Here is a 23,057-nt window from a genome sequence, read left to right on the forward strand (position 1 = left end):
ACCCCCGGCCCCCCGACCCCCGCAGGGACGATGAGCACGTACCGCGACTTCACCCACCGCGGCTCCGCCCGCGCCACCGTCCTGCGGACCGTGGGCACCCGCGAGCGCCGTTCGCACCTCACCGCGCCGAGAGTGCCCACCGTCGGCATCGACATCGGCGGCACGAAGGTGATGGCCGGTGTCGTCGACGCCGACGGCAACATCCTGGAGCGGCTGCGCACCGAGACGCCGGACAAGTCCAAGAGCCCCAAGGTCGTCGAGGACACCATCGTCGAGCTGGTCCTGGACCTCTCCGACCGGCACGACGTCCATGCCGTCGGCATCGGGGCGGCCGGCTGGGTCGACGCGGACCGCTCCAAGGTGCTGTTCGCCCCGCACCTCGCCTGGCGCGACGAACCACTGCGCGACGCCCTCGCCTCCCGCCTCGTCGTCCCCGTCATGGTCGACAACGACGCCAACACCGCCGCATGGGCGGAGTGGCGCTTCGGAGCGGGCCGGGGCGAGGACCACCTCGTCATGATCACGCTCGGCACCGGCATCGGCGGCGCGATCCTGGAGGAGGGCCGGGTCAAGCGCGGCAGGTTCGGGGTCGCCGGGGAATTCGGCCACATGCAGGTGGTGCCCGGCGGACACCGCTGCCCGTGCGGGAACCGCGGCTGCTGGGAGCAGTACAGCTCCGGCAACGCGCTCGTCCGCGAGGCCAAGGAGCTGGCCGCCGCCGACTCACCGGTGGCGCACGGCCTCATCGAGCGCGTCAAGGGCAACATTCCGGACATCACCGGGCCGCTCATCACCGAACTGGCCCGCGAGGGCGACGCGATGTGCGTCGAGCTCCTCCAGGACATCGGCCAGTGGCTCGGCGTCGGCATCGCCAACCTGGCCGCCGCGCTCGACCCCTCCTGCTTCGTCATCGGGGGCGGCGTCAGCGCCGCCGACGACCTGCTGATCGGCCCAGCCAGGGACGCCTTCAAGCGGCACCTCACCGGCCGCGGCTACCGCCCCGAGGCCCGCATCGCCAAGGCGCAGCTCGGCCCGGAGGCGGGTATGGTCGGCGCCGCCGACCTGGCCCGGCTGGTGGCCCGCAGATTCCGCCGCACCAACCGCCGCCGCGTCGAACGGTACGAGCGTTACGCACAGATCTACGACCAGGCCGCGAGCACCATCCGTAACACCCGCAGCACTCGCACCTTCTAGGGATCGCCACAGACATGACCGCAGCCGAGCACGTCGTCCTGCCGCGCCAGTCCCCGCCGTCCGGCGACAAACCGCCGCAGGACCGGCGCCGGATGATCCGCCGCCGTCTGATCACCGCGACCATCATCGTGCTGCTCATCGGCATCCCGGCCGGCTATCTGCTGATCTCCGCAGGGCAGAGCCGCCGCGCGGGTCAGAACAAGGAGGCCGAGGCGGCGGCGCAGGGGCTCCAGGAGGGCTGGCCGTCCCGGTTGCAGCGCCGGATCTACGAGCTGCCGATGCCGGGCAACTCGCTGGACGTCCAGTACTACGAGACCAACAACTGGAAGGTCAGCCGGCTCTACGTGGAGTTCCGCACCACCTCCGCCGGACTCGACCGGTTCCTGAGCCGGCTGGGCAGCGGCCGCGCCGCCCTGGAGCCCGGCAAGGTGACCATCGGCGAGCGCGACCAGCAGATCTCCGGGTGGAGCTTCGGCCCCGGCATCCAGTGGGCGGGCACCACGCACACCAACAAGGACCCGCGGCCCACCCAGGACATCACCGTCAACATGGCCGACCCGATGAACCCCGTCGTCTACGTCGTGTCCGCGGCGACCCCGTGAGCCGTGGTCCCGGCGGCCGTACGGGCGCGCGCGTGGACGGTGCCGCCAGGACGGACATCCCGCGGGCGGGCCCCGGAGGGAAACCGCCGTGACGCCGTCCGGCCGGGACCATCCGGGCGCTCCCCGCCCACGTGCTTCCGCTGCCGGGCCGCACGGGGAGTACGCCGCTGGACGGTGCGGACCCGTGCCCTGCCCCCTTCTTTTTCGTGAGTGCGTGCGATATGGGAGCGTGGGCGGGTGAGCAAGACGACGACTGAAACCCTGCAGTACCGCTTCGACGGACCCGAAGACGCACCGATACTGGTCATCGGCCCGTCCCTCGGCACCACCTGGCACATGTGGGACCGGCAGATACCGGAGCTCACCCAGCACTGGCGGGTCCTCCGCTTCGATCTCCCCGGCCACGGCGGCGCCCCCGCCCGTCCGGCCTCCGCCGTCCCGGAACTCTCCGACCGGCTGATCGCCACCCTCGACGGACTGGGCGTCCAGCGCTTCGGGTACGCGGGCTGCTCCATCGGCGGTGCGATCGGCGCCGACCTCGCGCTGCGGTATCCGCACCGGATCGCCTCGCTCGCCCTGGTCGCCGCCTCGGCCCGGTTCGGCAGCGCCGACGAGTTCCGCCAGCGCGGGGTGGTCGTCCGCACCAACGGGCTGGAGCCGATGGCCCGCACCGCACCCGAGCGCTGGTTCACCCCCGCGTTCGCCGCGGCGCAGTCGGCCATCGTCGACTGGGCCGTCCAGATGGTCCGCACCACCGATCCCGGCTGCTACATCGCCGCCTGCGAAGCCCTGGCCGCCTTCGACATCCGCGCCGGACTCGGCCGCATCACCGTCCCGACCCTCGTCCTGGTCGGCGCCGAGGACCGGGTCACCGGGCCGGGCGACGCCCGCACCCTGGTCGCGGGCATACCGGACGCCCGGCTCGCCCTCGTCCCCGGCGCCGCCCATCTCGCCCCGGTCGAGCAGCCCGCGGCCGTCACCGACCTGCTCCTCACCCACTTCTCCACGGCCTGGCAGGACACCCTCGCGGGCATCCCCATGCCCGCCGACACCCCGCGGCTCTCGGCACCCGTGCTGCCCGTCGCGGAGATCACCGCCGCCGCACGGCCCGAGCCCCCGGCCGACGGTCGGGCCGACCGGTACGACCACGGTCTGAAGGTGCGCCGCGAGGTGCTCGGCAACGTCCATGTGGACCAGGCCATGGGTGAGGCCGACGACTTCACGGGCGATTTCCAGGAACTCGTCACGCGGTACGCCTGGGGAGAGGTGTGGACCCGCGAGGGCCTGGACCGTCGCACCCGCAGTTGCGTCACGATCGCCGCGCTGGTCGCCGGTGGGCACCTGGAGAGCCTCGCCGCGCATGTCCGGGGGGCCCTGCGCAACGGTGTCGGCCCGGCGGAGATCAAGGAGGTGCTGATGCAGACCGCCGTGTACTGCGGCGTTCCGGCCGCGAGCGCCGCGTTCTCGGTCGCCCGGTCCGTGATCCGGGAAGAAACGACGCCCCGCCCGTAGCAGGATGGCCCCCATGAACGCTGTGAACCCCGCGCACCTCACGCTGACCAAGAAGAAGCACTCCTGCGTCCGGCTGCAGAAGGAGGGGCGGACACTGGTCATCGACCCGGGCGGCTTCTCCGAGGAGGACGCCGCCGTCGGCGCCGACGCGATCCTGGTGACGCACGAGCACCCCGACCACTTCGACGAGCGGCGGCTGCGCGCCGCCATGGAGGCCGATCCCACCGTCGGCGTCTGGACCCTGCGCAGCGTCGCCGACCGGCTCTCCGCGGCGTTCCCCGGCCGCGTCCACACGGTCGGCCACGGCGACACGTTCGCCGCGGCGGGCTTCGACGTACAGGTGCACGGGGAACTGCACGCGGTGATCCACCCGGACATCCCCAGGATCACCAACGTCGGCTTCCTGGTGGACGGTTCGGTCTTCCACCCGGGCGACGCACTCACCGTCCCCGACCGCCCGGTCGACACGCTGATGCTGCCCGTGATGGCCCCCTGGAACAAGATCTCCGAGGTCATCGACTATGTGCGCGAGGTCGCGCCGCGCCGCGCCATCGACATCCACGACGCCCTGCTCACCGATCTCGCCCGGCCGATCTACGACCATCAGATCGGCGCCCTCGGCGGAGCCGACCACGGTCGGCTGGCTCCGGGGGACTCCACCGGCCTGTGACCTCCGCCGGTGTCCGACCGCGACCGTAGCCGGTCCGGCGGCTGTCGGCGCCAGCGGCTAGGTTTGCCTTCATGCGCATCGCCACCTGGAACGTCAATTCGATCACCGCCCGGCTCCCGAGGCTGCTGGCCTGGCTGGAGAGCACCGGCACGGACGTGCTGTGCATCCAGGAGACCAAGTGCACCGCCGAACAGTTCCCCACCGAGCAGCTCCGCGAGCTGGGATACGAATCCGCGGTCAACGCCACCGGCCGGTGGAACGGGGTCGCGCTGGTCTCCAGGGCCGGCCTGTCCGACATCGTGACGGGCCTGCCCGACGGCCCCGCATACGAGGGCGCGCAGGAGCCGCGGGCGATCTCCGCGACCTGCGGCCCCGTCCGGGTCTGGTCGGTGTACGTGCCCAACGGCCGCGAGATCGAGCACGCGCACTACGCGTACAAGCTGCGCTGGTTCGAGGCCCTGCAGAAGGCGGTCGCCGCGGACGCCGCGGGTGCGCAGCCGTTCGCGGTCCTCGGCGACTTCAATGTTGCCCCGACCGATGAGGACGTCTGGGACCCGGCCCTCTTCGAGGGCGCCACGCACGTCACCCCCGCCGAACGCGCCGCGCTCGCCGCGCTGCGTCAGGAGGGTCTGTCCGACGTCATGCCCCGCCCCCTCAAGTACGACCGTCCGTACACCTTCTGGGACTACCGCGAACTGCGCTTCCCGAAGAACAAGGGCATGCGCATCGACCTCGTCTACGGCAACGCCCCCTTCGTCGCGGCGGTCCAGGACAGTTACGTGGACCGGGAGGAGCGCAAGGGCAAGGGCGCCTCCGACCACGCCCCGGTGGTCGTGGATCTCGGCTTCTGACGTTCCGGACCGGCGTCCCGCCGTCGCCGCGCGGCCGTTGTCAGTGGTCGCCGTTACGGTGGTTGCTGTCCTTATCCCGCTTGCTGGCTGCTTGCCGAGACCAGGACAGCCCCGCCCGTTCAGCGCCGGGCGGGGCCTCGGCGGCCGGCCGTCAGACGGCGGGCACGCCGTCCCTGCTCGGGTCGGCGGCCGGGCCCACCCCGAGCACGGCGCAGCCGGTGCCCAGGGCCAGGACCATCAGCAGCGCGCTCACCCACAGCGGGGACCGGAAGCCGAATCCCGCGTCGATCGCGAGTCCGCCGAACCACGGCCCGAGTGCGCCGCCCACGTTGAACGCGGACGTGGCGAACGAACCGGACAGCGTCGGCGCGTCGGGCGCCAGCCGGAACACCCACGAGATCAGCGCCGTCCCCGTGCCGAACGCGAGCATCCCCTGCACGAGGACGAACACCACCGTCGCGACCGGGCTGCCGGCGCCCATCGCGAACGCGGTCCAGCCGACGGTGAGAAGGACCAGTCCGCTCACGGTGAGCGCGACCGGCCGCGCGTCCACGACCCGCCCGGTGAGGGTGACCCCGACGAACGAACCCACGCCGAACAGCGCGAGCAGCACCGGCACCCAGCCCTGGCCGAGGCCGGTGACGCGGGTGGCGAGTGGTTCGACGTAGGAGAACGCGCAGAACGTCGCCCCCTGCACGAGGGCGCTGGTCAGCAGTGTCAGCAGCAGCCGCGGAGCGGTCAGGCCCCGCAGCTCCGCGCCGACGGACGCCGGGGCGGACTCCGTCCGGCCCCCCGGGATCGTCCTGGCGATCACGACGGCGGCCGGGACGCAGACCAGGGCCACGGCCCAGAACGCCGACCGCCAGCCCAGGTGCCCGCCCAGCACGGCCCCGGCGGGCACCCCCGCCACGCAGGCGACGGTGACGCCGCCGACCACCACGGCCGTGGCGCGTGCCCGGGCTTCGGGGCCGACCAGGGACACCGCGGTCACCAGCGCCACGGCCCAGAAACCGGCGTTCGCGAGCGCCCCGACGACACGTGTCGCCAGGAGCACCCCGTAGTCCGGGGTGAGTGCCCCCACGACGTGGACGGCGCCGAAGACGCAGAGGAAGAACAACAGGGCGCGGCGGCGCGGCCAGCGCCGGCTGAAGAGCGCCATCAGCGGCGCCCCGAAGATCATCCCGACGGCGAAGGCCGAGGTGAGCAACCCGGCGGCCGGAATGGACACGTGAAGGTCGGCGGCGATGTCCGAGACGAGACCGGACAGCATGAACTCGGACGTGCCCTGGGCGAAGACGGCGAGCCCGAGCGCGTACACGGCGAATGGCATGAAGGAACCCCATGAGGATGACGGATGGGAACAGGCGGAGGGTGCGGGCCGCGCCCGCCCGTCGTCACGGAACGACGGGCGGCGACACGGGAGACGTCCGGGTGTCCGGGACGGAACCGGCCGGGCGGTGAATGCCGGGACGGGAGACCCGCGTACGAGCGCGGACGGGGAAACGCGCGGCCCACACGAGGACGGTCCGCGGCGGCAGCCGGGCAGGAGCGGCACTCCCGGCCACGGCCGTGGGGGAGCGCGCTCGACTCTGACATGGCCACCGGGGGACCGGTGGCTAGCCTCTGTTCGCCTCGGGGCTGGACATGGCCGCGAAGCTACCAGCCGAGGCCGGTGCGCAGCCACCCCGTTCCCGGTCCATGGCCCGGTGCGGGGCCCGTTCCCGGTCCCGTACCCGGACGGCTGTCCGCGCGCCCTGTGGTGCGTATTCCGGGCGAGATGCGACCCTGACTGGTATGAACATCCCTTTCCTGGACAACTGGCGTAAGCGGAACGACGGTGCGCGGGGGCAGGGGCTCGCCTCGGCCGTGGCGGTCGACCCCGAAGGCGTGGCGGAACTGCTCGCCGAGTGCGAACTGCTGCGGGTCCGGGCGGAGCAGCGGGGCCTCGAACTCGACGACAGTCCGGCCTCGTTGGCGGCCCTCGACCAGTTGCCGCCGCGCTGGCGCGACGATCCCGAGGAGCTGCCCTGGCTGGGCAACGACGCGGGCCTGTACCTCGGCACGGTCCTGGTGCGCAATGTCCCCGGCGCGATCTGGAGCATCTGGCCGAGCGGGCGCCCCGTGGTGCGGCTCGTCTCGGGGCGGGAGATCGACGTGGTCGAGGCGGGGCTGGACTGGGCGATGGCCGGAAGCCCGGAGCTCTCCCAGGTGTACGCGGAGTCGGCCGAGGGGTAGGGCTTCCGTAAAATCGAAAAAGAATCCTTATGCCCTATTCATGCGTGTCGACGGTGAAGGCCCTTTCCGCGCTGGATAGTTTGCGCTGACCTCGACGAAGCGAAGAGTGGGTGGGGCAGCGCATGGCCGTCGATCCGTTGATCGAACTCCGGGACGTCAACAAGTACTACGGACGGTTGCACGTACTGCGGGACATCGATCTCACCGTCGGCCGCGGCGAGGTGGTGGTGATCATCGGCCCCTCCGGTTCCGGCAAGTCGACGCTCTGCCGGACCATCAATCGACTGGAGACCACCGAGTCGGGCCGCATCGTGATCGACGGCAGGCCCCTTCCCGAGGAGGGGAAGGCGCTCGCCCAGCTCCGCGCCGAAGTGGGCATGGTCTTCCAGTCGTTCAACCTCTTCGCGCACCGGACGGTGCTGGCCAACGTCTCGCTCGCCCAGCTCAAGGTCCGCAAGCGGAAGAAGGGCGAGGCCGACCGGCGCTCCCGGGAACTGCTGGAGCGGGTCGGACTCGCCGCGCACGCCGACAAGTTCCCCGCCCAGCTCTCCGGCGGCCAGCAGCAGCGGGTGGCCATCGCCCGCGCCCTCGCCATGGACCCCAAGGCCCTCCTCTTCGACGAACCCACCTCGGCACTCGACCCCGAGATGATCAACGAGGTGCTCGAAGTCATGCGGCAGCTCGCCCGCGACGGCATGACCATGGTCGTCGTCACGCACGAGATGGGTTTCGCCCGTTCCGCAGCGAACCGCGTGGTCTTCATGGCCGACGGCCGGATCGTCGAGGACCGCACTCCCGAGGCGTTCTTCACCGCCCCGGAGAGCGACCGTGCCAAGGACTTCCTGTCCAAGATCCTCAAGCACTGACGGGGGCTCCTGTTGCGTACGAGAAGAGTTCTGGCCGCCTGCGCCGCTCTCCTGCTGGTTGTGCTCGCCGCCGGATGCGGAAAGGAGGGCAGCCCGCCGGTGAAGGGCCCGAGGCCCGACCAGCTGCCCGTGTACCGGGTCGACACCGCCTTCCGGCTTCCCCAGTCGCCGACCTGGACCGCGGCGAGGAAGCGCGGCCATCTCCGGGTCGGGGCCAAGGAGGACCAGCCGTACCTCGGCGAGAAGGACCCGGCCACCGGCACCTACTCCGGATTCGACATCGAGATCGCCCGGATGACGGCCGCCTCGCTCGGCTTCGATCCGAAGACCATCCGCTTCCGGACCATCGCCTCCGCCAACCGCGAGACGGCGCTGCAGAACGGTCAGATCGACTACTACGTCGGCACCTACACCATCAACGACCTGCGCAAGAAGCTCGTCGGTTTCGCCGGGCCCTACTACATGGCCGGCCAGTCGCTGCTCGTGCGCACCGACGAGCACGACATCCACGGCCCGCAGGACCTGGCCGGGAGGACGGTGTGCTCGGCGGCGGGTTCGACCCCGTACCAGCGCATCGCCGCCGAATACCCGAAGGCGGTCCTGGTCGCCTACGACACGTACTCGATCTGTGTCGACAACCTCCTCACCTACCAGGTCGACGCCGTCACCACCGACGACGCGATCCTGCTCGGCTTCGCGGCCAAGGCGCCGAAGGAGATGAAGGTGGTCGGCAAGCCGTTCTCGAGGGAGCCGTACGGGATCGGCGTCCCACGTAACGACAACGCCCTGCGGTTCGCCCTCGACGACGCCCTGGAGGCCAACGAGACGAACGGCAACTGGAAGAAGGCGTTCGAGGCCACGCTCGGCCTGTCCGGCACGCCCGCGCCGACACCGCCGCCCATCGACCGCTACCCGGCCGGCTGAGAGGACGGGACATGACATGGACGTACTCACACAGAACTTCTCGCTGTACGGCAAGGGCTTCCTCGGCACCGTCGAGCTGACCGTCTATTCCTCCGCCCTGGCGTTGCTGCTCGGCTTCGTCATGGCCTCCTTCCGGGTGGCCCCCGTCGGCTCGCTGCGGACGCTCGGCACGGCGTGGGTGACGGTGCTGCGCAACACCCCGCTGACCCTGCTCTTCTTCGCCGTCCTGCTCGGGCTGCCGCGCTTCGGCCTGGTGCTCCCCTTCAAGGTCTTCGCGGTCCTGGCGCTCGGCTGCTACACCTCCGCGTTCATCTGCGAGGTGCTGCGCTCCGGCATCAACACCGTGCCCAAGGGGCAGGGGGAGGCGGCCCGTAGTCTCGGCATGACCTTCGGCCAGACGCTCCATCACGTCGTGCTGCCGCAGGCGTTCCGCTCGGTGATCCCGCCGATCGGCTCGACGCTCATCGCCCTCGCCAAGAACTCCGCGATCGCCGGAGCGTTCAGCGTCACCGAACTCCTCGGCACCTACAAGACCCTCAACGAGCTGGGATACAGCATCATCTGGAGCTTCGTCTGGATCGCCGTCGGCTACCTGATCATCACCCTGTCCATCAGTGCGCTCTTCAACGTGATGGAGAAGCGCTGGGGAGTCGCCCGATGACCACCCGCACCGCGTCGGCCGCGACCGCCCTGTACGACATCCCGGGCCCGGCCGCCCGCAGACGCCACCGCACGTACGGGATCGTCTCGACGGCCGTGATCCTCGCCGCGGTCGGCTGGATCGTCTTCCTGCTCCTCGACACCGGACAGTTCAGCGGAGCCAAATGGACACCCTTCGCGTACAAGGGAATTCAGGAACTTCTGCTGCGTGGCCTGGGCAACACCCTCAAGGCGTTCGCGTACGCCGCGGTGCTCTCCCTCGCGCTCGGGGCGGTGCTCGCCGTCGGCAGGCTCTCCGACCACCGCGCCGTGCGCTGGGTCTCGACCCTGCTCGTCGAGTTCTTCCGGGCCATGCCCGTACTGGTGATGATCTTCTTCGTCTTCGTGGCGCTGAAGGCGCAGCCGCTGACCGCGCTGGTCACCGGACTGACCCTGTACAACGGCTCGGTGCTCGCCGAGGTGTTCCGCACCGGGATCAACTCCGTGGACCGCGGCCAGCGCGAGGCCGCGTACGCCCTCGGGATGCGCAAGACCCAGGTCACCGCGTACGTGCTGGCCCCCCAGGCGGTACGCGCCATGCTGCCCACGATCATCAGCCAGCTGGTGGTGGCGCTGAAGGACACCTCGCTCGGCTTCCTGATCACCTATGAGGAGTTCCTCCACGCGGGCAAGCTCATCGCGTCCAATCTCGACTACGATCTGCCCTTCATCCCCGTGGTGATGGTGATCTCGCCGATCTACATCGGGATGTGCATGCTGCTCTCCTGGTTCGCGACCTGGGTGGCCAGGCAGGAGCGGCGCAGCCCGAAGACGAGGGCCGTGGAGGTGGCGCCGCCCGAACCGGGAACGGTGCTGCCGGGAGTGCGGTAGCCGGGAACCGCCGCGAGGCGGCTCCGGAGGAGCGGTACCCGTCCGGCCGCAGCCGGTGATCACTCCTCGCGCACGGGAACGGACACGTACGCACGCGTGCATGGACGCGCGTACGACGGGTCCGTCGCGGCCGGGGAGAAGGTCAGCTGCGAGCCGGTCGGGTCCGCTCCCGGCGCGCGGAGGGTCCGGCGCCGGGCGACGGGGCGGTGGCCGGCGCCGACCGGGAGGTACCCGGCGTGGACGCCGAGGGCCCCGGACGCCCGGCTCACCTCAGCGCGCTCTTGGCCCGCCAGCCGGCCCAGGACACGTTCCACGCCCCGTACCCGTTGCCCTCGGCGACCGTGCCCTTGGCGTCCGCGCCGGTGATCTCGAAGGGGTCGCCGACGCGCACCTGCCGGTACAGCTCGCCGGCGTCCGCGTCGCTCATCCCGACGCAGCCCGAACTGCGATTGGCCACCCCGAAGTAGGCGGCGTTCCACGGGGCCGCGTGGGCGTACATCCCCGACCAGGTCAGCCGCATCGACGAGTCGACCATCTTGTCGTAGGCGTCGCCCAGGCCGACCGTCTCCGAGCGCATGTTGATCGTGCCCTCCTTGGCCATCAGCACGGCCGTGCCGCGCCACGACGCCTTCTCGCCGCCGGGGGTGCCGGCCGACATGGGCACGCTCATCACGCTCTTCCCGTCACGCTTGAGCGCCAGCCGGTGCCGGTCGAGGTCGACCTCGACCACCTGGTGGGCGCCGATGGTGAACGTGGTGCGGTAGTCGCGGACGAACCAGCCGCCGGACGGGCCCGAGTCGATGCCGTTGAGAGCGGCGTCGAGCGTGACCTTCGTACCGGGCTTCCAGTACTCCTTGGGGCGCCAGTCGACACGGTCCCGGCCCGAGTAGTCCCGCAGCCAGCCCCAGGAGCCCTCGGTGTTGTTCGAGGTGGTGACCTTCAGGGCCTTCTCGACCGAGGCCCGGTCCTTCACGGGGTTGTCGAAGACGACCGACAGCGGCTGGGCGATGCCGACGGTGGTGTTCTTGCCGGGGGCCAGGGTCAGCTTGTTGACCTTGGCCGCCGCGGCGGTGGTGAAGCGGGCCTCGGCGCTGCCGCCTTCGGCGTCCCGTGCCTCGACCCGGTACGCGGTGCCGGGCGCGGCCGGCCGGTCGGACGTCCACGTGCGGCCGTTCGCCGACATCCGGCCGGTGAGCGCGTCCCCCTCGGACGCGCGGACCGTGACCGACTTCAGCTTTCCGGCCTCGAGGGTCACCTTCACCGGCTGCCCGGCGGCGGCGTCGGAGCCCTGGAGGTTCACCGAGATCCGGGTGGTGCGCGCGGGCGCTTCCGCGGCGCGCTTCCCCGAATCCGTATCGGAGTTGGACGCGGACGCGCCGTTGCAGGCGGTGAGGGAGAGGCCCAGTACCGCGGCACCCGCGATCAGGGGGAGCCGGACCGGGCGGGCGAGCGGTGACGTGCGGCGGATGCGCCGGCGTGCGGACGACAAGGGAGGACCTCCAGGGCAGTGCTTTTCGACGAGGAAAGAGGTGCACGGCCGACGATAGGTTCCGCGAATCGGTCGAAAACCGGGAAACCCCGCGTGTGACATCGCTCGCAGCGCAACGGTCATCGTCCGGTCACATACGCCGCTCGGCACGGTCACGGACCGCTGTGAGCATCCTTTGCGTCCCGCGGAGCCGAGAGGCGGGGCGGAACAAGGAGGGCCACGAAACATGTCAGCGCTGCTCGCCACCGAGGACCGCAGCCGCGACCAGGAGTTGCGGATACGCGTCCTGACCGCCGACGAACACCTGGCCTTCCTGGCCACCCGCACCGACGCGAGCTTTCTGCAGCACCCGTCCTGGGCCGGCGTGAAGGACCAATGGACCTCCGAGACGATCGGCTGGCACGGCGACTCCGGCGAACCGGCCGGGGCCGCACTGGTGCTCTACCGCCAACTCCCGGGAACACGCAAGTACTTCGCGTACCTGCCCGAGGGGCCGGTGGCCGACTGGGCCGACCCCGGCATCGACCGCTGGCTGAACCCGCTCCTGACGCACCTGCGAAGGGCCGGTGCCTTCGCCGTCCGGATCGGCCCCTCGCCCGCCTACCGCCGCTGGGACGCCGCCCGGCTCAAGGCGGCCACCGGCCCGGGCCGCAAGGTCGGCGACGTGCTCGCCACCGAGGTCGACCCGCTCGGCACCGCCGTCGCCGAACGCCTCCGGGCCCGGGGCTGGCGCCGCTGCGGAGGCGACACGGGCGAGGACGCCGACGCGCAGCCCCGCTACGTCTTCCGGGTGCCGCTCACCGGAAGGACCCCCGCCGACCTGTGGTCCGGGCTCAACCAGGAATGGCGCCGCAACGTCCGCAAGGCGCAGAAGGCCGGGGTGCGCGTCGTCACCGGCACCGCGGCCGAACTCCCCGAATTCCACAGGCTGCTGCGGATCACCGAGGAACGCGACGGCTTCCGCCTCGGCCGCTCCCTCGCCTACTACCAGCGGCAGTACGCCGTGCTCAACGCCGAGTGCCCCGGGCGGATGAGGCTCTACCTCGCCGTCCACCAGGGCGAGATCCTGGCCGCCCACACCATGATCAGTACCGGCCGGCGGGTCTGGTACCAGACCGGCGCCTCCGCCGACCACCGCCGCGAGGTCCGCCCCAGCAACGCACTCCAGTGGAAGATGATGCTCGACGCCCAGGCCCTCGGCGCCGATGTGCACGACATGCGCGGGGTACCCTCCACTCTTGACCCCGACGACCGCCCCTTCGGACTGCTGCGCTGGAAGCTCGGCACCGGCGGGCAGGTCGTCGAGACCCTCGGAGAGTGGGAGACATCGGTGGGCGGTGCCACCAACAATGCCCTGTACCGGGCGTTCCAGAGCTACATGGCCCGCCGATGACGGCCGCCGCCACCACCCACCCCGGGAAGACCCCGGAGCGCGGCTCGGGCTCCGTGCTGCGCAGCGGTGCCCTGATGGCGTCCGGCTCCCTCGTGTCCCGGGCCACCGGCTTCGTACGCTCCGCCGTCGTCGTGGCCGCACTCGGCACCGGGCTCCAGGCGGACGGATACACCGTCGCCAACACCGTGCCCAACATCCTCTACATGCTGCTCATCGGCGGCGCGCTCAATGCCGTGTTCGTCCCCGAACTGGTGCGCGCCGCCAGGAACCACGCCGACGGCGGAGCCGCGTACACCGACCGCCTGCTCACCGTCTGCGCGGCCGGGCTGCTCGTCCTCACCGCGCTCACGGTCGTCGGGGCACCCTGGATCGTCTCGCTCTACGCCCCCGGCTACCACGGCGAACAGGCCGAGCTGACCATCGCCCTGACCCGCTACTGCCTGCCCCAGATCCTCTTCTACGGACTCTTCACGCTCCTGGGCCAAGTCCTCAACGCCCGCGACCGGTTCGGCGCGATGATGTGGACCCCGGTCCTCAACAACCTCGTGATCATCGCGGTGTTCGGGATCTACCTGACCGTCGCGGCGGGCTCCGACGGCACGTTGACCGCCGCGCAGGCGCGCTGGCTGGGCTGGGGCACGACCGCCGGGATCGTCGTGCAGACGCTCGCCCTGCTGCCCTCGCTGCGCGCCGCGGGTTTCCGCTGGCGGCCGCGGTTCGACTGGCGCGGCAGCGGACTGACCCGGCCGCTGCGCGCGGCGGGCTGGCTCGTCCTGCTCGTGCTGACCAACCAGATCGCCTACTGGGTGGTCACACGGCTGTCCACCGCCACCGGCCAGCACGCCGTCGAGCAGCACGTCGCCGGCGGTGCCGGCTACACGGCGTACAGCTACGCCTACCAGTTGTGGGTCGTTCCGCACGGCATCGTGACCGTCTCGCTGGTCACCGCCCTGATGCCACGGATGAGCCGGGCCGCGGCCGAGGGCGATCCGGCAGGAGTGCGGCGCGACGTCTCGTACGCCCTGCGGACCTCGGCCGCGGTCGTGGTGCCCGCGACGACCGTCCTGTTCGCGCTGGCGCCGTGGGTGATGGGCGCCGTGTACGGGTACGGGCGCACCGACGACGCCGACATCGCGGTCATGGCGGGCATGATGACGGCGTTCGCGCCCGGGCTGATCGCCTACTCCGGGCAGTACGTGCTCTCCCGGGCGTTCTACGCGATGAGCGACACCCGCACCCCGTTCCTCCTCAACCTGGTGATCGCGGCGCTCAACGCCGGGCTGTCCGTCGCCGCGTACCTGCTGCTGCCGGTCCGCTGGGCCGTGACGGGCATGGCCGGGGCGTACTCGGTGGCCCTGTTCGCGGGCTTCGGCGTCACCGCGTACGTGCTGCACCGCAGGCTCTCCGCCTCCGGCACCGGGGAGGCCCCGGGCGTCGCGGACGTCCCGGACACGGGCGCCGGGCGGTCCTCGCTGCTGCGGTCGCCGGCGCTGTGGGCGCAGACACGGCTGGTGGTCGCGGGGGTGCCGGCCGGGCTGCTGGGGTACGTGACCGCCCGCGCCTGCGACGGATCCGGGGACTTCACCGCGGTGGGGGCGGGGAGCCTCGTACTCCTGCTCACGTTCGCGCTGCTGGCCCGGCCGCTGCGGCTGAGGGAGATCGGCGCCGCCCTCACGGCGGCGCGGGGCCGGCTGCGGCGTACCTGACGACCGCCCCGGGCCGGGCGGTCCGGGGCCGCTTCGACGTACCTGACGACCGTGCGGAACGTTCGCCGGTTCGAATCCACTCCTTGATCGCTGGGATACTGCTGCCATGCCTCGCGTGCTGCTGATCGAAGACGACCCCTCCGTACGGGAAGGGGTCGTGCTGGGGCTGCGGCGGCGCGGGCACGAGCTGAGGGGCGTCGAGACCGGCGAGGAGGGGCTGGCCGCCCTGGCGGAGTTCCGGCCCGATCTGGTGCTCCTCGACCTGATGCTGCCCGGGATGAACGGGGTCCAGGTCTGCCACCGGATACGGGAGACCAGCCAGCTGCCGATCATCATGCTCACGGCGCGCGGCGACGACTTCGACGTGGTCGTCGGCCTGGAGGCGGGGGCCGATGACTACATCGTCAAGCCCGCCCGCACCGAGGTGATCGAGGCGAGGATCCGCGCCGTACTGCGCAGGCTCGCCGAACCCGCGGGCCGCGACGGCGTCGAGTTCCACGGCGAGCTGGCCATCGACCGTGCCGGACTCTGTGTCGCCAAGGCCGGGCAGCACCTCCTGCTCGCCCCCTCCGAACTGAAACTGCTCCTGCACCTCTCCGCCTCGCCCGAGCAGGTCTTCAGCAGGCAACAGCTCCTCGAATACGTCTGGGAGCACAGCTACCACGGGGATGCCCGCCTGGTCGACGCCTGCGTACGGCGGCTGAGGCAGAAGATCGAGGACGTGGCGGGCAGCCCGCGCTACATCCAGACCGTCCGCGGCTTCGGCTACCGCTTCGGGCCGCTCGCATGAGGCTGCGCCCCGTTCTCCGGCCCACCCGGTCCGGCCTGCGTACCCGACTCGTCGCGGCCTTCCTCCTGGTCGCCGCGATCAGCGCCGTCACCACCGCGACCCTGACCTACCGCGAGGCCCGCTCCGCCATCCTCCAGCAGGCCCAGGACACCGCCGTGGACCAGTTCCGCGACCGGATCGGCGCCCTCGCCATGACCCTGCCCGTGGAGCGCGAGCACCTGCGGCGGGCCTGCCAGTCGCTGGCCAGGGAGGGCAAGCCCCACACCTGGCGGGTCTTCGCCGAGTACGGGGACATCAGGGTCTCCTCGACGGACCGGCCCACCTCCGACGTCATCACCCCCGCCCTGCGCGAGGCCGCCCGCGGCAGCACGCACGGCTCGTTCCAGCGGGTCGTCAAGGACGGGGAGCCCTGGCTGACCGTGGGCATGCCCGCGCTCTTCGACCTGGGCGACGGACGGCAGCCCACCGGCCTCGTCCTCTACGCCGTGATGCCCCTCACCACGGAGGAGGCCAACGTCGCCGCCATGGTCACCGCGGCCCGCGACGGCGCCCTGCCCGCACTGGCGATCGCGGTGGTCCCCGCCCTGCTCGCCGCCCGCAGCGTGCTGCGCCCGGTGCGCGACCTGGAACGGGCCGCGGCCGGAATCGGCAGGGGGGAGCTCGACACCCGCATCGAGGTCAAGGGCTCGGACGAACTGGCCGAACTCGCCCGCACGTTCAACGAGTCGTCGACGAAACTCCAGGAGTCGGTGGCGGAACTCCAACGGGCGGAGACACGGGCCAGACGCTTCGCCTCCGACGTGTCGCACGAACTGCGCACCCCGCTCGCCGGGATGCTCGCGGTCACCGAGGTGCTCGACGAGGACGCCGCCCAGCTCAACTCCGACACCGCCGCGGCCGTGCGGCTGATCAGCGTCGAGACCGGGAAGCTCGCCACCCTCGTCGAGGACCTGATGGAGATCTCCCGGTTCGACGCGAAGGCCGCCGACCTCCACCTCGACGAGGTCGATGTCGCCGAGACGATCCGCAAGACCCTGCAGAACCGGCACTGGCAGGACCGGGTCGCCACCGAACTCCCCGACGGCGTGCGGGCGATCCTCGATCCGCGCCGCTTCGACATCGTCGTCGCCAACCTCGTCGGCAACGCGCTGCGGCACGGCTCGTCGCCCGTCACCGTACGGCTGCGGACGGAGCGGCGGGGTGCGCAGCGGTGGCTGGTGGCCGAGGTCGCGGACAGCGGGCCGGGCATCGACCCTGCGGTGCTGCCGCACATCTTCGACCGCTTCTACAAGGCCGACGCGGCCCGCACCCGGTCGGCGGGCAGCGGACTCGGCCTGGCGATCACCCAGGAGAACGTACGGCTGCACGGCGGCACCGTGCGCGCGGCCAACGGACCCGGGACAGGGGCCGTATTCACCGTGGAACTGCCGCTGGAGGGGAAGTGAGGCTTGTACGACTGCCCGGTCTTCTGCTGCCCTTGGTGGTGGCGACGGGCGGCTGCGGAATACAGGCGACCGATGTCGTCGAGGTCGGCGACCCGGCCACCGTCGAGGTCGCCCCGGGGCGCGAACAGGGCACGCTGCTCTACTTCGTGTCCCCGCCGCCCGGGAAACGGCTGATGCCCGTCGTGCGGCCGTTCGACCTGACGGTCCATGACACGCCGGACGGCACGGGGGCGATGCGCGCGTGGCGCGGCCCCGACAAGGCGATCGCCATGCTTTTCAACGGGCCCGACGAGAACGAGACCGCCGCGGGCCTGCGCACCGAACTGCCGGACGCCGGCGCCGTGTCGAGCCTGAGCCTGGGGCCGGACGGGGTGCTGGTCCGGCTGAGCACACCGGTCAAGGAGCTGTCCGCCATCGCCCGCCGGCAGTTGATCTGCACGTCCGCGCAGGCCCTCACCTCGGGCCGCGCGGTGGCGGTACGGCTGACCGGTGTCGACGGGACCCTCGGGCCGGAGCACTGCTCGTTGTGACGGGCCGTCCCCGGCGGGCCGTGCGGGGAACGCCCCCGCCGGTGGTCCCGAGGCCGAGCCGGTCCTCCGACACGGAGCCGGGCGCCCGTGTTCAGCCGGTCGGCACCGTTGCCGTCCGCCTCCCGCCTCGCGGTCGTCCACGAGCAGGCACGCGGAGTTGCCCGGCAGGCCGAAGAAGTCCTGCTCGCGGCGGAGTCCGCGGCGCCGGAGCCAGGTGCGGGCGATCCAGCCCAGCGAGGCACTGACGGGCGTGGCCATCACGCCGAGGACGATGTCGCGTGCGTCGTCATTCATGGGCGGGCGTGTCAGCGGGCGTGCGTACCCGGGCCCACCGCGCCCCTGACGGAGCGGGCGGCGCGGCGCTACCCTGCGGCGGACAATCCCTCACCGGAGGTGCGCATGCGACGGTCCCTCGCACGGAAAGTGTCGTTGACGGCGGTGCTCGCCGCCGTCGCCACGATCGGGGCCGCCGCCCCGTCGTCGTCCCCACCCGTACCATCCCACACGCCGACGCCCAAGTCGCCGGTGGCGGTGGGCTACGGAGGGGCGGTCGCCAGCGTCGACGCGGACGCTTCGGCCGCCGGGATCGAGGTGCTCCGCAACGGCGGCAACGCGGTGGACGCCGCGGTGGCGACCGCGGCCGCCCTGGGCGTGAGCGAACCGTACTCGTCGGGGCTCGGAGGCGGCGGCTACTTCGTCCACTACGACGCCAGGAAGCACACCGTGGAGACGATCGACGGCCGGGAGACCGCGCCGCGCAGCGCCGACTCCTCGCTGTTCCTGGAGAACGGCAAACCGATCGCCTTCGACGACGCCGTCACCAGTGGCCTGAGCGTCGGCACGCCGGGCACCCCCGCCACCTGGGCCGCCGCGCTCGATGCCTGGGGCAGCAAGTCGCTGCGGGACGTGCTGAAGCCGGCCGTCCGGCTCGCCAGGGAGGGCTTCGTCGTCGACGGCACGTTCCGCTCGCAGACCGAGGCGAACCAGGCCAGGTTCGCGGACTTCCCGGCGTCCCGGAAGCTCTTCCTGCCCGGTGGTCGGCTGCCGGTGGTCGGTTCCGTCCTCAAGAACCCCGATCTGGCGCGCACTTACGAACTGGTGGGCCGCAAGGGCGTCGGCGAGCTGTACCGGGGGGAGCTGGCCGAGGACGTCGTACGCACCGTGCGCAAGCCGCCGGTCGACCCGGCAGCCTCCCGGGTCGTGCGTCCCGGCGACCTCACCGCAAAGGACCTGCGCTCGTACCGAGTGCTGCGCCAGGCCCCGACGAAGGTCCGCTACCGGGGCCTGGACGTGTACGGCATGGCGCCCTCCTCGTCCGGCGGCACGACCGTCGGCGAAGCGCTCAACATCCTTGAGAACACGGACCTCGCGAAGGCGACCGAGACGCAGTACCTGCACCGTTTCATCGAGGCGAGCCGGATCGCGTTCGCGGACCGGGGGCGGTGGGTCGGCGACCCGGCGTTCGAGGACGTGCCGACGCGGGAACTGCTGCGGCAGCGCTTCGCGGACTCGCGGGCCTGCCTGATCAAGGACGACGCGGTGCTGACCAGCCCGCTCGCCCCGGGAGACCCGAGGCATCCGGCGTCCGGCTGCCGGACCGGAGGGCCGGCGGCCCCGACGACGTACGAGGGTGAGAACACCACGCATCTGACGGCGGCCGACAAGTGGGGCAACATCGTGGCCTACACCCTCACGATCGAGCAGACGGGCGGCAGTGGCATCACCGTCCCCGGGCGTGGCTTCCTGCTCAACAACGAACTGACGGACTTCTCGTTCGCGCCGGCCGCCCCGGCGGTCCACGACCCCAACCTGCCCGGTCCGGACAAGCGTCCCAGGTCCTCCATCTCGCCGACGATCGTGCTGAAGAACGGCCGGCCGGTGCTGGCCCTGGGCTCTCCGGGCGGCGCCACGATCATCACGACCGTGCTGCAGTCGCTCATCGGTACCGTCGACCGCGGCCTGCCGCTCGTCGACGCCATCGCGGCACCGCGCGCCAGCCAGCGCAACGCGGCGACGACGGAACTCGAACCCGGACTCTGGAGCAGTCCGGTGCGGGCCCAACTGGAGTCGCTGGGGCATGCGTTCAAGCCGAACCCGGAGATCGGGGCGGCGACGGGCGTGCAACGCCTCCCGGACGGCCGGTGGCTCGCGGCGGCGGAGAAGGTACGCAGGGGCGGCGGGTCGGCCATGGTCGTCCGACCTGCCGGAAGTCCTGATTGAGCGTGAAAGGCATGTGGCTCGGGGGTGTTTCGCCACAATGGGCCGGTGGCGAAACAGCCCCGCAGCCTTGACGTAGGCATGACTTCGAGGTCATCTTTACGGCGTCGGTAAGGAAAGTTTCCTAATCGAAGGGCATTCCCTGTGCGTACTCGAACGCTCGCCCTCACCGCAGCCTCCGTCGTCGCCCTGCTCGCGACCGCGACGCCGTCACCGGCCGCCGAAGCCCGTCCGGCGCCGAGCGCCGCGTCCGTCCCCGGATCGACCGCCCTGGGGGTCGAGGAGGGCCCCGTCAGCGCGGCCGACCTGCTGGCCGAGGTCACCTCGTGTTCGCAGATATCCAAGGGCAAGTACCGTACGGACGAAGCGGGTTCGGCAAAAGTTCCGGTCTGTGGCAAGAACGGTGCCGTGTTCTGGAAGGCCGACATGGACATCGACTGCGACGGCCAGATCACCGCCGCGTGCAACAAGGACACCGACCCGTGGTTCCAGCCCGACACGGCGTTCCACACCTCCGACGACAAGCCGTTGAACGCGGAGAAGCTGCCGTACGTCGTCGTACCGAGCAGCAGCAGCATCTGGAACTACAGCAACGCGGGGATCAAGGGCGGTGGCATCGTCGCCGTCATCTACAACAACAAGGTCGAGTACGCCGTCGTCGGCGATACCGGCCCCAGCAAGATCATCGGCGAGGCGTCCTACGCCACCGCCAAGGCGCTCGGCATCGATCCCGATCCGGAGACCGGAGGCGCCGAATCGGGCGTCACCTACATCCTGTTCAAGAACTCCAAGGCGTCCCCGATCGAGAGCCACAGCGCCGCCGTCACGGCGGGCGAGACGCTCGCCAAGCAGTTCGTCCGAAACAACTAGTGCCGTGACCGGCAAGGTTTGCCCGGAAGGAGCGGCGTCCGGTGCGTGCGATCGCAAGGCGGCCGAATGCCCTCGTAGCGGGCTACGTGGGCTTTCGGCCAACGCCGCGAGCGTGCGTGCCGGGCGGTGCGACGGGGTAAACGTTGCCTGATGCGGCACTAGTTCTGTGACCGGGTGGACCGGGCGTGGGGGACCGGACCAGGCGCAGCGCGCCCGACCGGGCGCTGCCCGGGGCGTCTCTTCAGCAGCCGCTTCCTGGGCCCGGCGCACCGGACTGGTCCCCGCGCATCGGACCGGTCCCGGCCGAACGCCGTTCCCGACGCGATCGGTGTGCGGTCGGCGAAGCGGGCACGACACCGTCAGGAGAAGCGGGTGCGGCGCCGTCGGGCCGATCGCCGCCGCCTCGCGCATGGCCTCTATGGATGTGTCCGTCCTCGGCTTCACCATGCCCATTACCATGCCAGTGCGAGCGGTATTAGAATGACGGCATGGTACGAACGCCCCTGACCCCGGAGGAACGCCGACGCGGGGAACGCCTCGGAGCATTGCTCCGTGAGGCACGCGGCGGACGCAGCATGGTCGAGATCGCGGCGAGCGCCGGAATCTCCGCCGAGACGCTGCGCAAGATCGAGACGGGGCGGGCCCCGACCCCCGCCTTCTTCACCGTCGCGGCCCTGGCCGGAGCGCTCGGGCTCTCCCTGGACGACCTGCTCGCCCGCTGCGCCCCGGGGCCGGACGCGGTGCCGCTGGCCGGCTAGGGCGTTGGGCTTGCGGCCGGCACATCGAGAGCGCCGGTTTCTCCCCGGTCCGCGATGCCTCGGCGGCGGACCGGGTGACGACTCCGGTCGTACAGGCGGTGCTTCAGCGGGTCAGGCGCTCACCTTCAGCGTGCGCGGCCAGCCGATTCGGTCGAGAAGGTCGAACATGGCGCTGATCTGTGCCGGGCGCAGTTTGATGCAGCCGTTGGAGAGGAAGTCGTTGGGGTTCCTGTCGGTCCACTTGCGGGCTTCACTGCTGCCCTGGCTGCCGTTCCGATTCATTTCGCTGTGGATGAACAGCGCCGTACGCGAAGTGCCCTTCGCGCACTTCTTGTTGGACAGGGCGACCGCGTAGCCCTTGATGAGGCTGCCGTTGTACGTGCGGGTGTGGGCGCCCAGGCTGTACGTGCCGTTGGGCAGCCAGCCCTTGTTGAGGGCGCATTCGTCGGTGCTGCCGTTTCCGGAGCCCGCGCGGTACAGGGCCTGCCTCTTGGCGCCCTTGTACACGGCGAGGGTGGAGTTCGACGGGTCCGCGGGGTTCTTGTCGAAGACCAGGGTCGTCGCCGCTGCCCGGGCCGCCGGCCGCCCTGTCTCGGCTTGTGCGAGCGCCGCGGGTGCGGTCATGGCGAGCGCGAGGGTCGCCGCAGCGGCCGTGCGGGGTGCGAACCTGCTGGTGAGATGCATGGACAATCGCCTCTCGGTACCGGTGTGGAGTGTCGGCGGTGACGCGCGCCACGGCGCGGGACGGGATGCGGCATGGCGTGGATTCCGCCCTCGACGTAAAGAGTCCTGAGGGAAAGAGTTTTTGGGTAGTGCTCGCGCACAGGTATCACTCGGACGGGTTTTCGCGCGGATCGGATGTGACGAGCGAATGGTCGAGACCAAATGAAGGGGTGATGCCTCGGGAATGGTGAATGGGCTGGTCGGGTGCTGTTTTACCGGCCCTTCTTCACTCGCGAAAACTCACTCCTTCGAGTACTGAAATGAATTCAGGTATGGGAATTCCATTCAGTGGAAGCCATTATGGCGGCCGTCGGTGAACGGTCGTTCATTCCGTAGAAGGAGTAAAATCCATGCGTCGAATCTTCGTTCCTGTGTTCGCTGCCGGGTTCTCGGCCGCCCTGGTCTTCGGCGGTCCCGCTTCGAGTGCCGCTCCGACGGTCGCCGAGGGCCTGGCGGCATGCCCGAAGGGCTATCTGTGCGTGTGGGATCAGACGGATTACAAGGGGCGCATGTACAAGTTCAAGGACGCCAACGCGTCGTGGGGCAACTACGCGATCGAGAACCACGACGCGTCCTGGTACAACAACAACAAGTCAGGGCTGAACGCCTGCGTCTGGCAGTACAAGGGACACATGGGCAGCGTGAAGGTCATCAAGGCGGGCACGTCCTCACCGAAGGACGCGAACCACGCGCACAAGGGCAGCTCCAACAGTTGGGGCGATTGCAAGTGATGAAGCGATGAGTGCGGAAGG

The 23,057-nt window shown here is 71.0% G+C and carries 22 protein-coding genes; 19 read left to right on the forward strand and 3 right to left on the reverse strand.

Going from position 1 to position 23,057, the window contains the following annotated elements; genetic code table 11:
* Positions 1 to 30: 30 nt before the first annotated feature.
* The 5 genes from ACGF2V_RS29100 to ACGF2V_RS29120 all read left to right on the forward strand — a co-directional run bounded on the left by ACGF2V_RS29100 (position 31) and on the right by ACGF2V_RS29120 (position 4,829).
* Positions 31 to 1,194 carry an ROK family glucokinase gene (locus tag ACGF2V_RS29100; RefSeq protein ID WP_362628537.1) on the forward strand — a complete coding sequence of 388 codons (1,164 nt, stop codon included), beginning with the start codon at positions 31 to 33 and terminating at the stop codon, positions 1,192 to 1,194.
* A 14-nt stretch (positions 1,195 to 1,208) separates the two neighbouring features.
* The gene (locus tag ACGF2V_RS29105) at positions 1,209 to 1,796 is read left to right on the forward strand and encodes a hypothetical protein (protein ID WP_362628540.1); all 588 of its coding nucleotides are present in this window, start codon (positions 1,209 to 1,211) and stop codon (positions 1,794 to 1,796) included.
* 237 nt (positions 1,797 to 2,033) lie between these two features.
* The gene (gene pcaC / locus ACGF2V_RS29110) at positions 2,034 to 3,308 is read left to right on the forward strand and encodes a 4-carboxymuconolactone decarboxylase (RefSeq protein ID WP_362628542.1); all 1,275 of its coding nucleotides are present in this window, start codon (positions 2,034 to 2,036) and stop codon (positions 3,306 to 3,308) included.
* Positions 3,309 to 3,321: 13 nt separating this feature from the next.
* Positions 3,322 to 3,978: an MBL fold metallo-hydrolase gene (locus ACGF2V_RS29115; RefSeq protein WP_362628545.1), complete on the forward strand. Its 657-nt coding sequence runs from the start codon at positions 3,322 to 3,324 to the stop codon at positions 3,976 to 3,978.
* A 71-nt stretch (positions 3,979 to 4,049) separates the two neighbouring features.
* Complete coding sequence (locus ACGF2V_RS29120) at positions 4,050 to 4,829, forward strand: exodeoxyribonuclease III (protein WP_362628547.1); 780 nt, start codon at positions 4,050 to 4,052, stop codon at positions 4,827 to 4,829.
* A 151-nt stretch (positions 4,830 to 4,980) separates the two neighbouring features.
* Here ACGF2V_RS29120 and ACGF2V_RS29125 read toward each other — a convergent pair whose 3' ends face one another.
* A complete protein-coding gene (locus tag ACGF2V_RS29125) occupies positions 4,981 to 6,159 on the reverse strand; it encodes a Cmx/CmrA family chloramphenicol efflux MFS transporter (protein WP_362710467.1) in 1,179 nt (392 codons plus the stop codon).
* Positions 6,160 to 6,623: 464 nt separating this feature from the next.
* Between ACGF2V_RS29125 and ACGF2V_RS29130 the strand changes: the two genes are divergently transcribed.
* From ACGF2V_RS29130 to ACGF2V_RS29150, 5 genes are all read left to right on the forward strand, one after another.
* Positions 6,624 to 7,064, forward strand: a complete 441-nt coding sequence (locus ACGF2V_RS29130) for a DUF6278 family protein (RefSeq protein WP_362628553.1) — start codon at positions 6,624 to 6,626, stop codon at positions 7,062 to 7,064.
* A 122-nt stretch (positions 7,065 to 7,186) separates the two neighbouring features.
* On the forward strand, positions 7,187 to 7,930 hold the full coding sequence (locus ACGF2V_RS29135; protein WP_362628556.1) for an amino acid ABC transporter ATP-binding protein: 744 nt from the start codon (positions 7,187 to 7,189) through the stop codon (positions 7,928 to 7,930).
* A 12-nt stretch (positions 7,931 to 7,942) separates the two neighbouring features.
* Positions 7,943 to 8,854 (forward strand): glutamate ABC transporter substrate-binding protein, encoded by a 912-nt coding sequence (locus ACGF2V_RS29140; protein WP_362710464.1) that lies wholly within the window; start codon positions 7,943 to 7,945, stop codon positions 8,852 to 8,854.
* 16 nt (positions 8,855 to 8,870) lie between these two features.
* Positions 8,871 to 9,515 carry an amino acid ABC transporter permease gene (locus ACGF2V_RS29145; RefSeq protein WP_362710461.1) on the forward strand — a complete coding sequence of 215 codons (645 nt, stop codon included), beginning with the start codon at positions 8,871 to 8,873 and terminating at the stop codon, positions 9,513 to 9,515.
* Entirely contained in the window at positions 9,512 to 10,384 is an 873-nt protein-coding gene (locus tag ACGF2V_RS29150) for an amino acid ABC transporter permease (protein ID WP_362710458.1), read from the forward strand. The genes ACGF2V_RS29145 and ACGF2V_RS29150 overlap by 4 nt, the downstream gene beginning before the upstream one ends.
* A gap of 265 nt (positions 10,385 to 10,649) precedes the next feature.
* On the opposite strand, the gene ACGF2V_RS29155 is transcribed toward ACGF2V_RS29150, so the two are convergent.
* Positions 10,650 to 11,873, reverse strand: coding sequence for an Ig-like domain-containing protein (locus ACGF2V_RS29155; protein ID WP_362710455.1), 1,224 nt, complete (start codon positions 11,871 to 11,873; stop codon positions 10,650 to 10,652).
* A gap of 226 nt (positions 11,874 to 12,099) precedes the next feature.
* On the opposite strand from ACGF2V_RS29155, the gene ACGF2V_RS29160 reads away from it, so the two are divergent.
* From ACGF2V_RS29160 to ACGF2V_RS29195, 8 genes are all read left to right on the forward strand, one after another.
* Entirely contained in the window at positions 12,100 to 13,266 is a 1,167-nt protein-coding gene (locus ACGF2V_RS29160) for a peptidoglycan bridge formation glycyltransferase FemA/FemB family protein (protein ID WP_362628571.1), read from the forward strand.
* The gene (gene murJ / locus ACGF2V_RS29165; protein WP_362710452.1) at positions 13,263 to 14,972 is read left to right on the forward strand and encodes a murein biosynthesis integral membrane protein MurJ; all 1,710 of its coding nucleotides are present in this window, start codon (positions 13,263 to 13,265) and stop codon (positions 14,970 to 14,972) included. Before ACGF2V_RS29160 ends, murJ begins: the two co-directional genes overlap by 4 nt.
* Before the next feature lie 106 nt (positions 14,973 to 15,078).
* The gene (locus ACGF2V_RS29170; RefSeq protein ID WP_362628577.1) at positions 15,079 to 15,762 is read left to right on the forward strand and encodes a response regulator transcription factor; all 684 of its coding nucleotides are present in this window, start codon (positions 15,079 to 15,081) and stop codon (positions 15,760 to 15,762) included.
* Positions 15,759 to 17,207 carry a HAMP domain-containing sensor histidine kinase gene (locus ACGF2V_RS29175; RefSeq protein ID WP_362710449.1) on the forward strand — a complete coding sequence of 483 codons (1,449 nt, stop codon included), beginning with the start codon at positions 15,759 to 15,761 and terminating at the stop codon, positions 17,205 to 17,207. Before ACGF2V_RS29170 ends, ACGF2V_RS29175 begins: the two co-directional genes overlap by 4 nt.
* Positions 17,204 to 17,737: a hypothetical protein gene (locus ACGF2V_RS29180; protein WP_362710446.1), complete on the forward strand. Its 534-nt coding sequence runs from the start codon at positions 17,204 to 17,206 to the stop codon at positions 17,735 to 17,737. The genes ACGF2V_RS29175 and ACGF2V_RS29180 overlap by 4 nt, the downstream gene beginning before the upstream one ends.
* 399 nt (positions 17,738 to 18,136) lie before the next feature.
* Positions 18,137 to 19,957, forward strand: coding sequence for a gamma-glutamyltransferase (gene ggt, locus ACGF2V_RS29185; protein ID WP_362628585.1), 1,821 nt, complete (start codon positions 18,137 to 18,139; stop codon positions 19,955 to 19,957).
* Between the two features lie 141 nt (positions 19,958 to 20,098).
* Positions 20,099 to 20,824: a glycoside hydrolase family 75 protein gene (locus tag ACGF2V_RS29190; protein ID WP_362628588.1), complete on the forward strand. Its 726-nt coding sequence runs from the start codon at positions 20,099 to 20,101 to the stop codon at positions 20,822 to 20,824.
* Between the two features lie 488 nt (positions 20,825 to 21,312).
* Positions 21,313 to 21,582 carry a helix-turn-helix transcriptional regulator gene (locus tag ACGF2V_RS29195; RefSeq protein ID WP_362630067.1) on the forward strand — a complete coding sequence of 90 codons (270 nt, stop codon included), beginning with the start codon at positions 21,313 to 21,315 and terminating at the stop codon, positions 21,580 to 21,582.
* 111 nt (positions 21,583 to 21,693) lie between these two features.
* Here the strand turns inward: ACGF2V_RS29195 and ACGF2V_RS29200 are convergent, their stop codons facing one another.
* On the reverse strand, positions 21,694 to 22,266 hold the full coding sequence (locus ACGF2V_RS29200) for a L,D-transpeptidase family protein (protein WP_362710444.1): 573 nt from the start codon (positions 22,264 to 22,266) through the stop codon (positions 21,694 to 21,696).
* Positions 22,267 to 22,655: 389 nt separating this feature from the next.
* Here ACGF2V_RS29200 and ACGF2V_RS29205 point away from each other — a divergent pair, with 389 nt between their 5' ends.
* Positions 22,656 to 23,036: a peptidase inhibitor family I36 protein gene (locus ACGF2V_RS29205; protein ID WP_362630072.1), complete on the forward strand. Its 381-nt coding sequence runs from the start codon at positions 22,656 to 22,658 to the stop codon at positions 23,034 to 23,036.
* Positions 23,037 to 23,057: the final 21 nt, after the last annotated feature.

The sequence above is a fragment of the Streptomyces sp. NPDC047982 genome, from assembly GCF_043204165.1.
Lineage (GTDB): Bacteria > Actinomycetota > Actinomycetes > Streptomycetales > Streptomycetaceae > Streptomyces.

Excerpts from the sequence above, each read along its gene's own strand:
- ACGF2V_RS29100 (WP_362628537.1), top strand. The coding sequence starts at position 31 with ATGAGCACGTACCGCGACTTCACCCACCGCGGCTCCGCCCGCGCCACC.
- ACGF2V_RS29105 (WP_362628540.1), top strand. The coding sequence starts at position 1,209 with ATGACCGCAGCCGAGCACGTCGTCCTGCCGCGCCAGTCCCCGCCGTCC.
- ACGF2V_RS29115 (WP_362628545.1), top strand. The coding sequence starts at position 3,322 with ATGAACGCTGTGAACCCCGCGCACCTCACGCTGACCAAGAAGAAGCAC.
- ACGF2V_RS29120 (WP_362628547.1), top strand. The coding sequence starts at position 4,050 with ATGCGCATCGCCACCTGGAACGTCAATTCGATCACCGCCCGGCTCCCG.
- ACGF2V_RS29125 (WP_362710467.1), bottom strand. The coding sequence starts at position 6,159 with ATGCCATTCGCCGTGTACGCGCTCGGGCTCGCCGTCTTCGCCCAGGGC.
- ACGF2V_RS29130 (WP_362628553.1), top strand. The coding sequence starts at position 6,624 with ATGAACATCCCTTTCCTGGACAACTGGCGTAAGCGGAACGACGGTGCG.
- ACGF2V_RS29135 (WP_362628556.1), top strand. The coding sequence starts at position 7,187 with ATGGCCGTCGATCCGTTGATCGAACTCCGGGACGTCAACAAGTACTAC.
- ACGF2V_RS29145 (WP_362710461.1), top strand. The coding sequence starts at position 8,871 with ATGGACGTACTCACACAGAACTTCTCGCTGTACGGCAAGGGCTTCCTC.
- ACGF2V_RS29150 (WP_362710458.1), top strand. The coding sequence starts at position 9,512 with ATGACCACCCGCACCGCGTCGGCCGCGACCGCCCTGTACGACATCCCG.
- ACGF2V_RS29160 (WP_362628571.1), top strand. The coding sequence starts at position 12,100 with ATGTCAGCGCTGCTCGCCACCGAGGACCGCAGCCGCGACCAGGAGTTG.
- murJ (WP_362710452.1), top strand. The coding sequence starts at position 13,263 with ATGACGGCCGCCGCCACCACCCACCCCGGGAAGACCCCGGAGCGCGGC.
- ACGF2V_RS29170 (WP_362628577.1), top strand. The coding sequence starts at position 15,079 with ATGCCTCGCGTGCTGCTGATCGAAGACGACCCCTCCGTACGGGAAGGG.
- ACGF2V_RS29175 (WP_362710449.1), top strand. The coding sequence starts at position 15,759 with ATGAGGCTGCGCCCCGTTCTCCGGCCCACCCGGTCCGGCCTGCGTACC.
- ggt (WP_362628585.1), top strand. The coding sequence starts at position 18,137 with ATGCGACGGTCCCTCGCACGGAAAGTGTCGTTGACGGCGGTGCTCGCC.
- ACGF2V_RS29195 (WP_362630067.1), top strand. The coding sequence starts at position 21,313 with ATGGTACGAACGCCCCTGACCCCGGAGGAACGCCGACGCGGGGAACGC.
- ACGF2V_RS29200 (WP_362710444.1), bottom strand. The coding sequence starts at position 22,266 with ATGCATCTCACCAGCAGGTTCGCACCCCGCACGGCCGCTGCGGCGACC.
- ACGF2V_RS29205 (WP_362630072.1), top strand. The coding sequence starts at position 22,656 with ATGCGTCGAATCTTCGTTCCTGTGTTCGCTGCCGGGTTCTCGGCCGCC.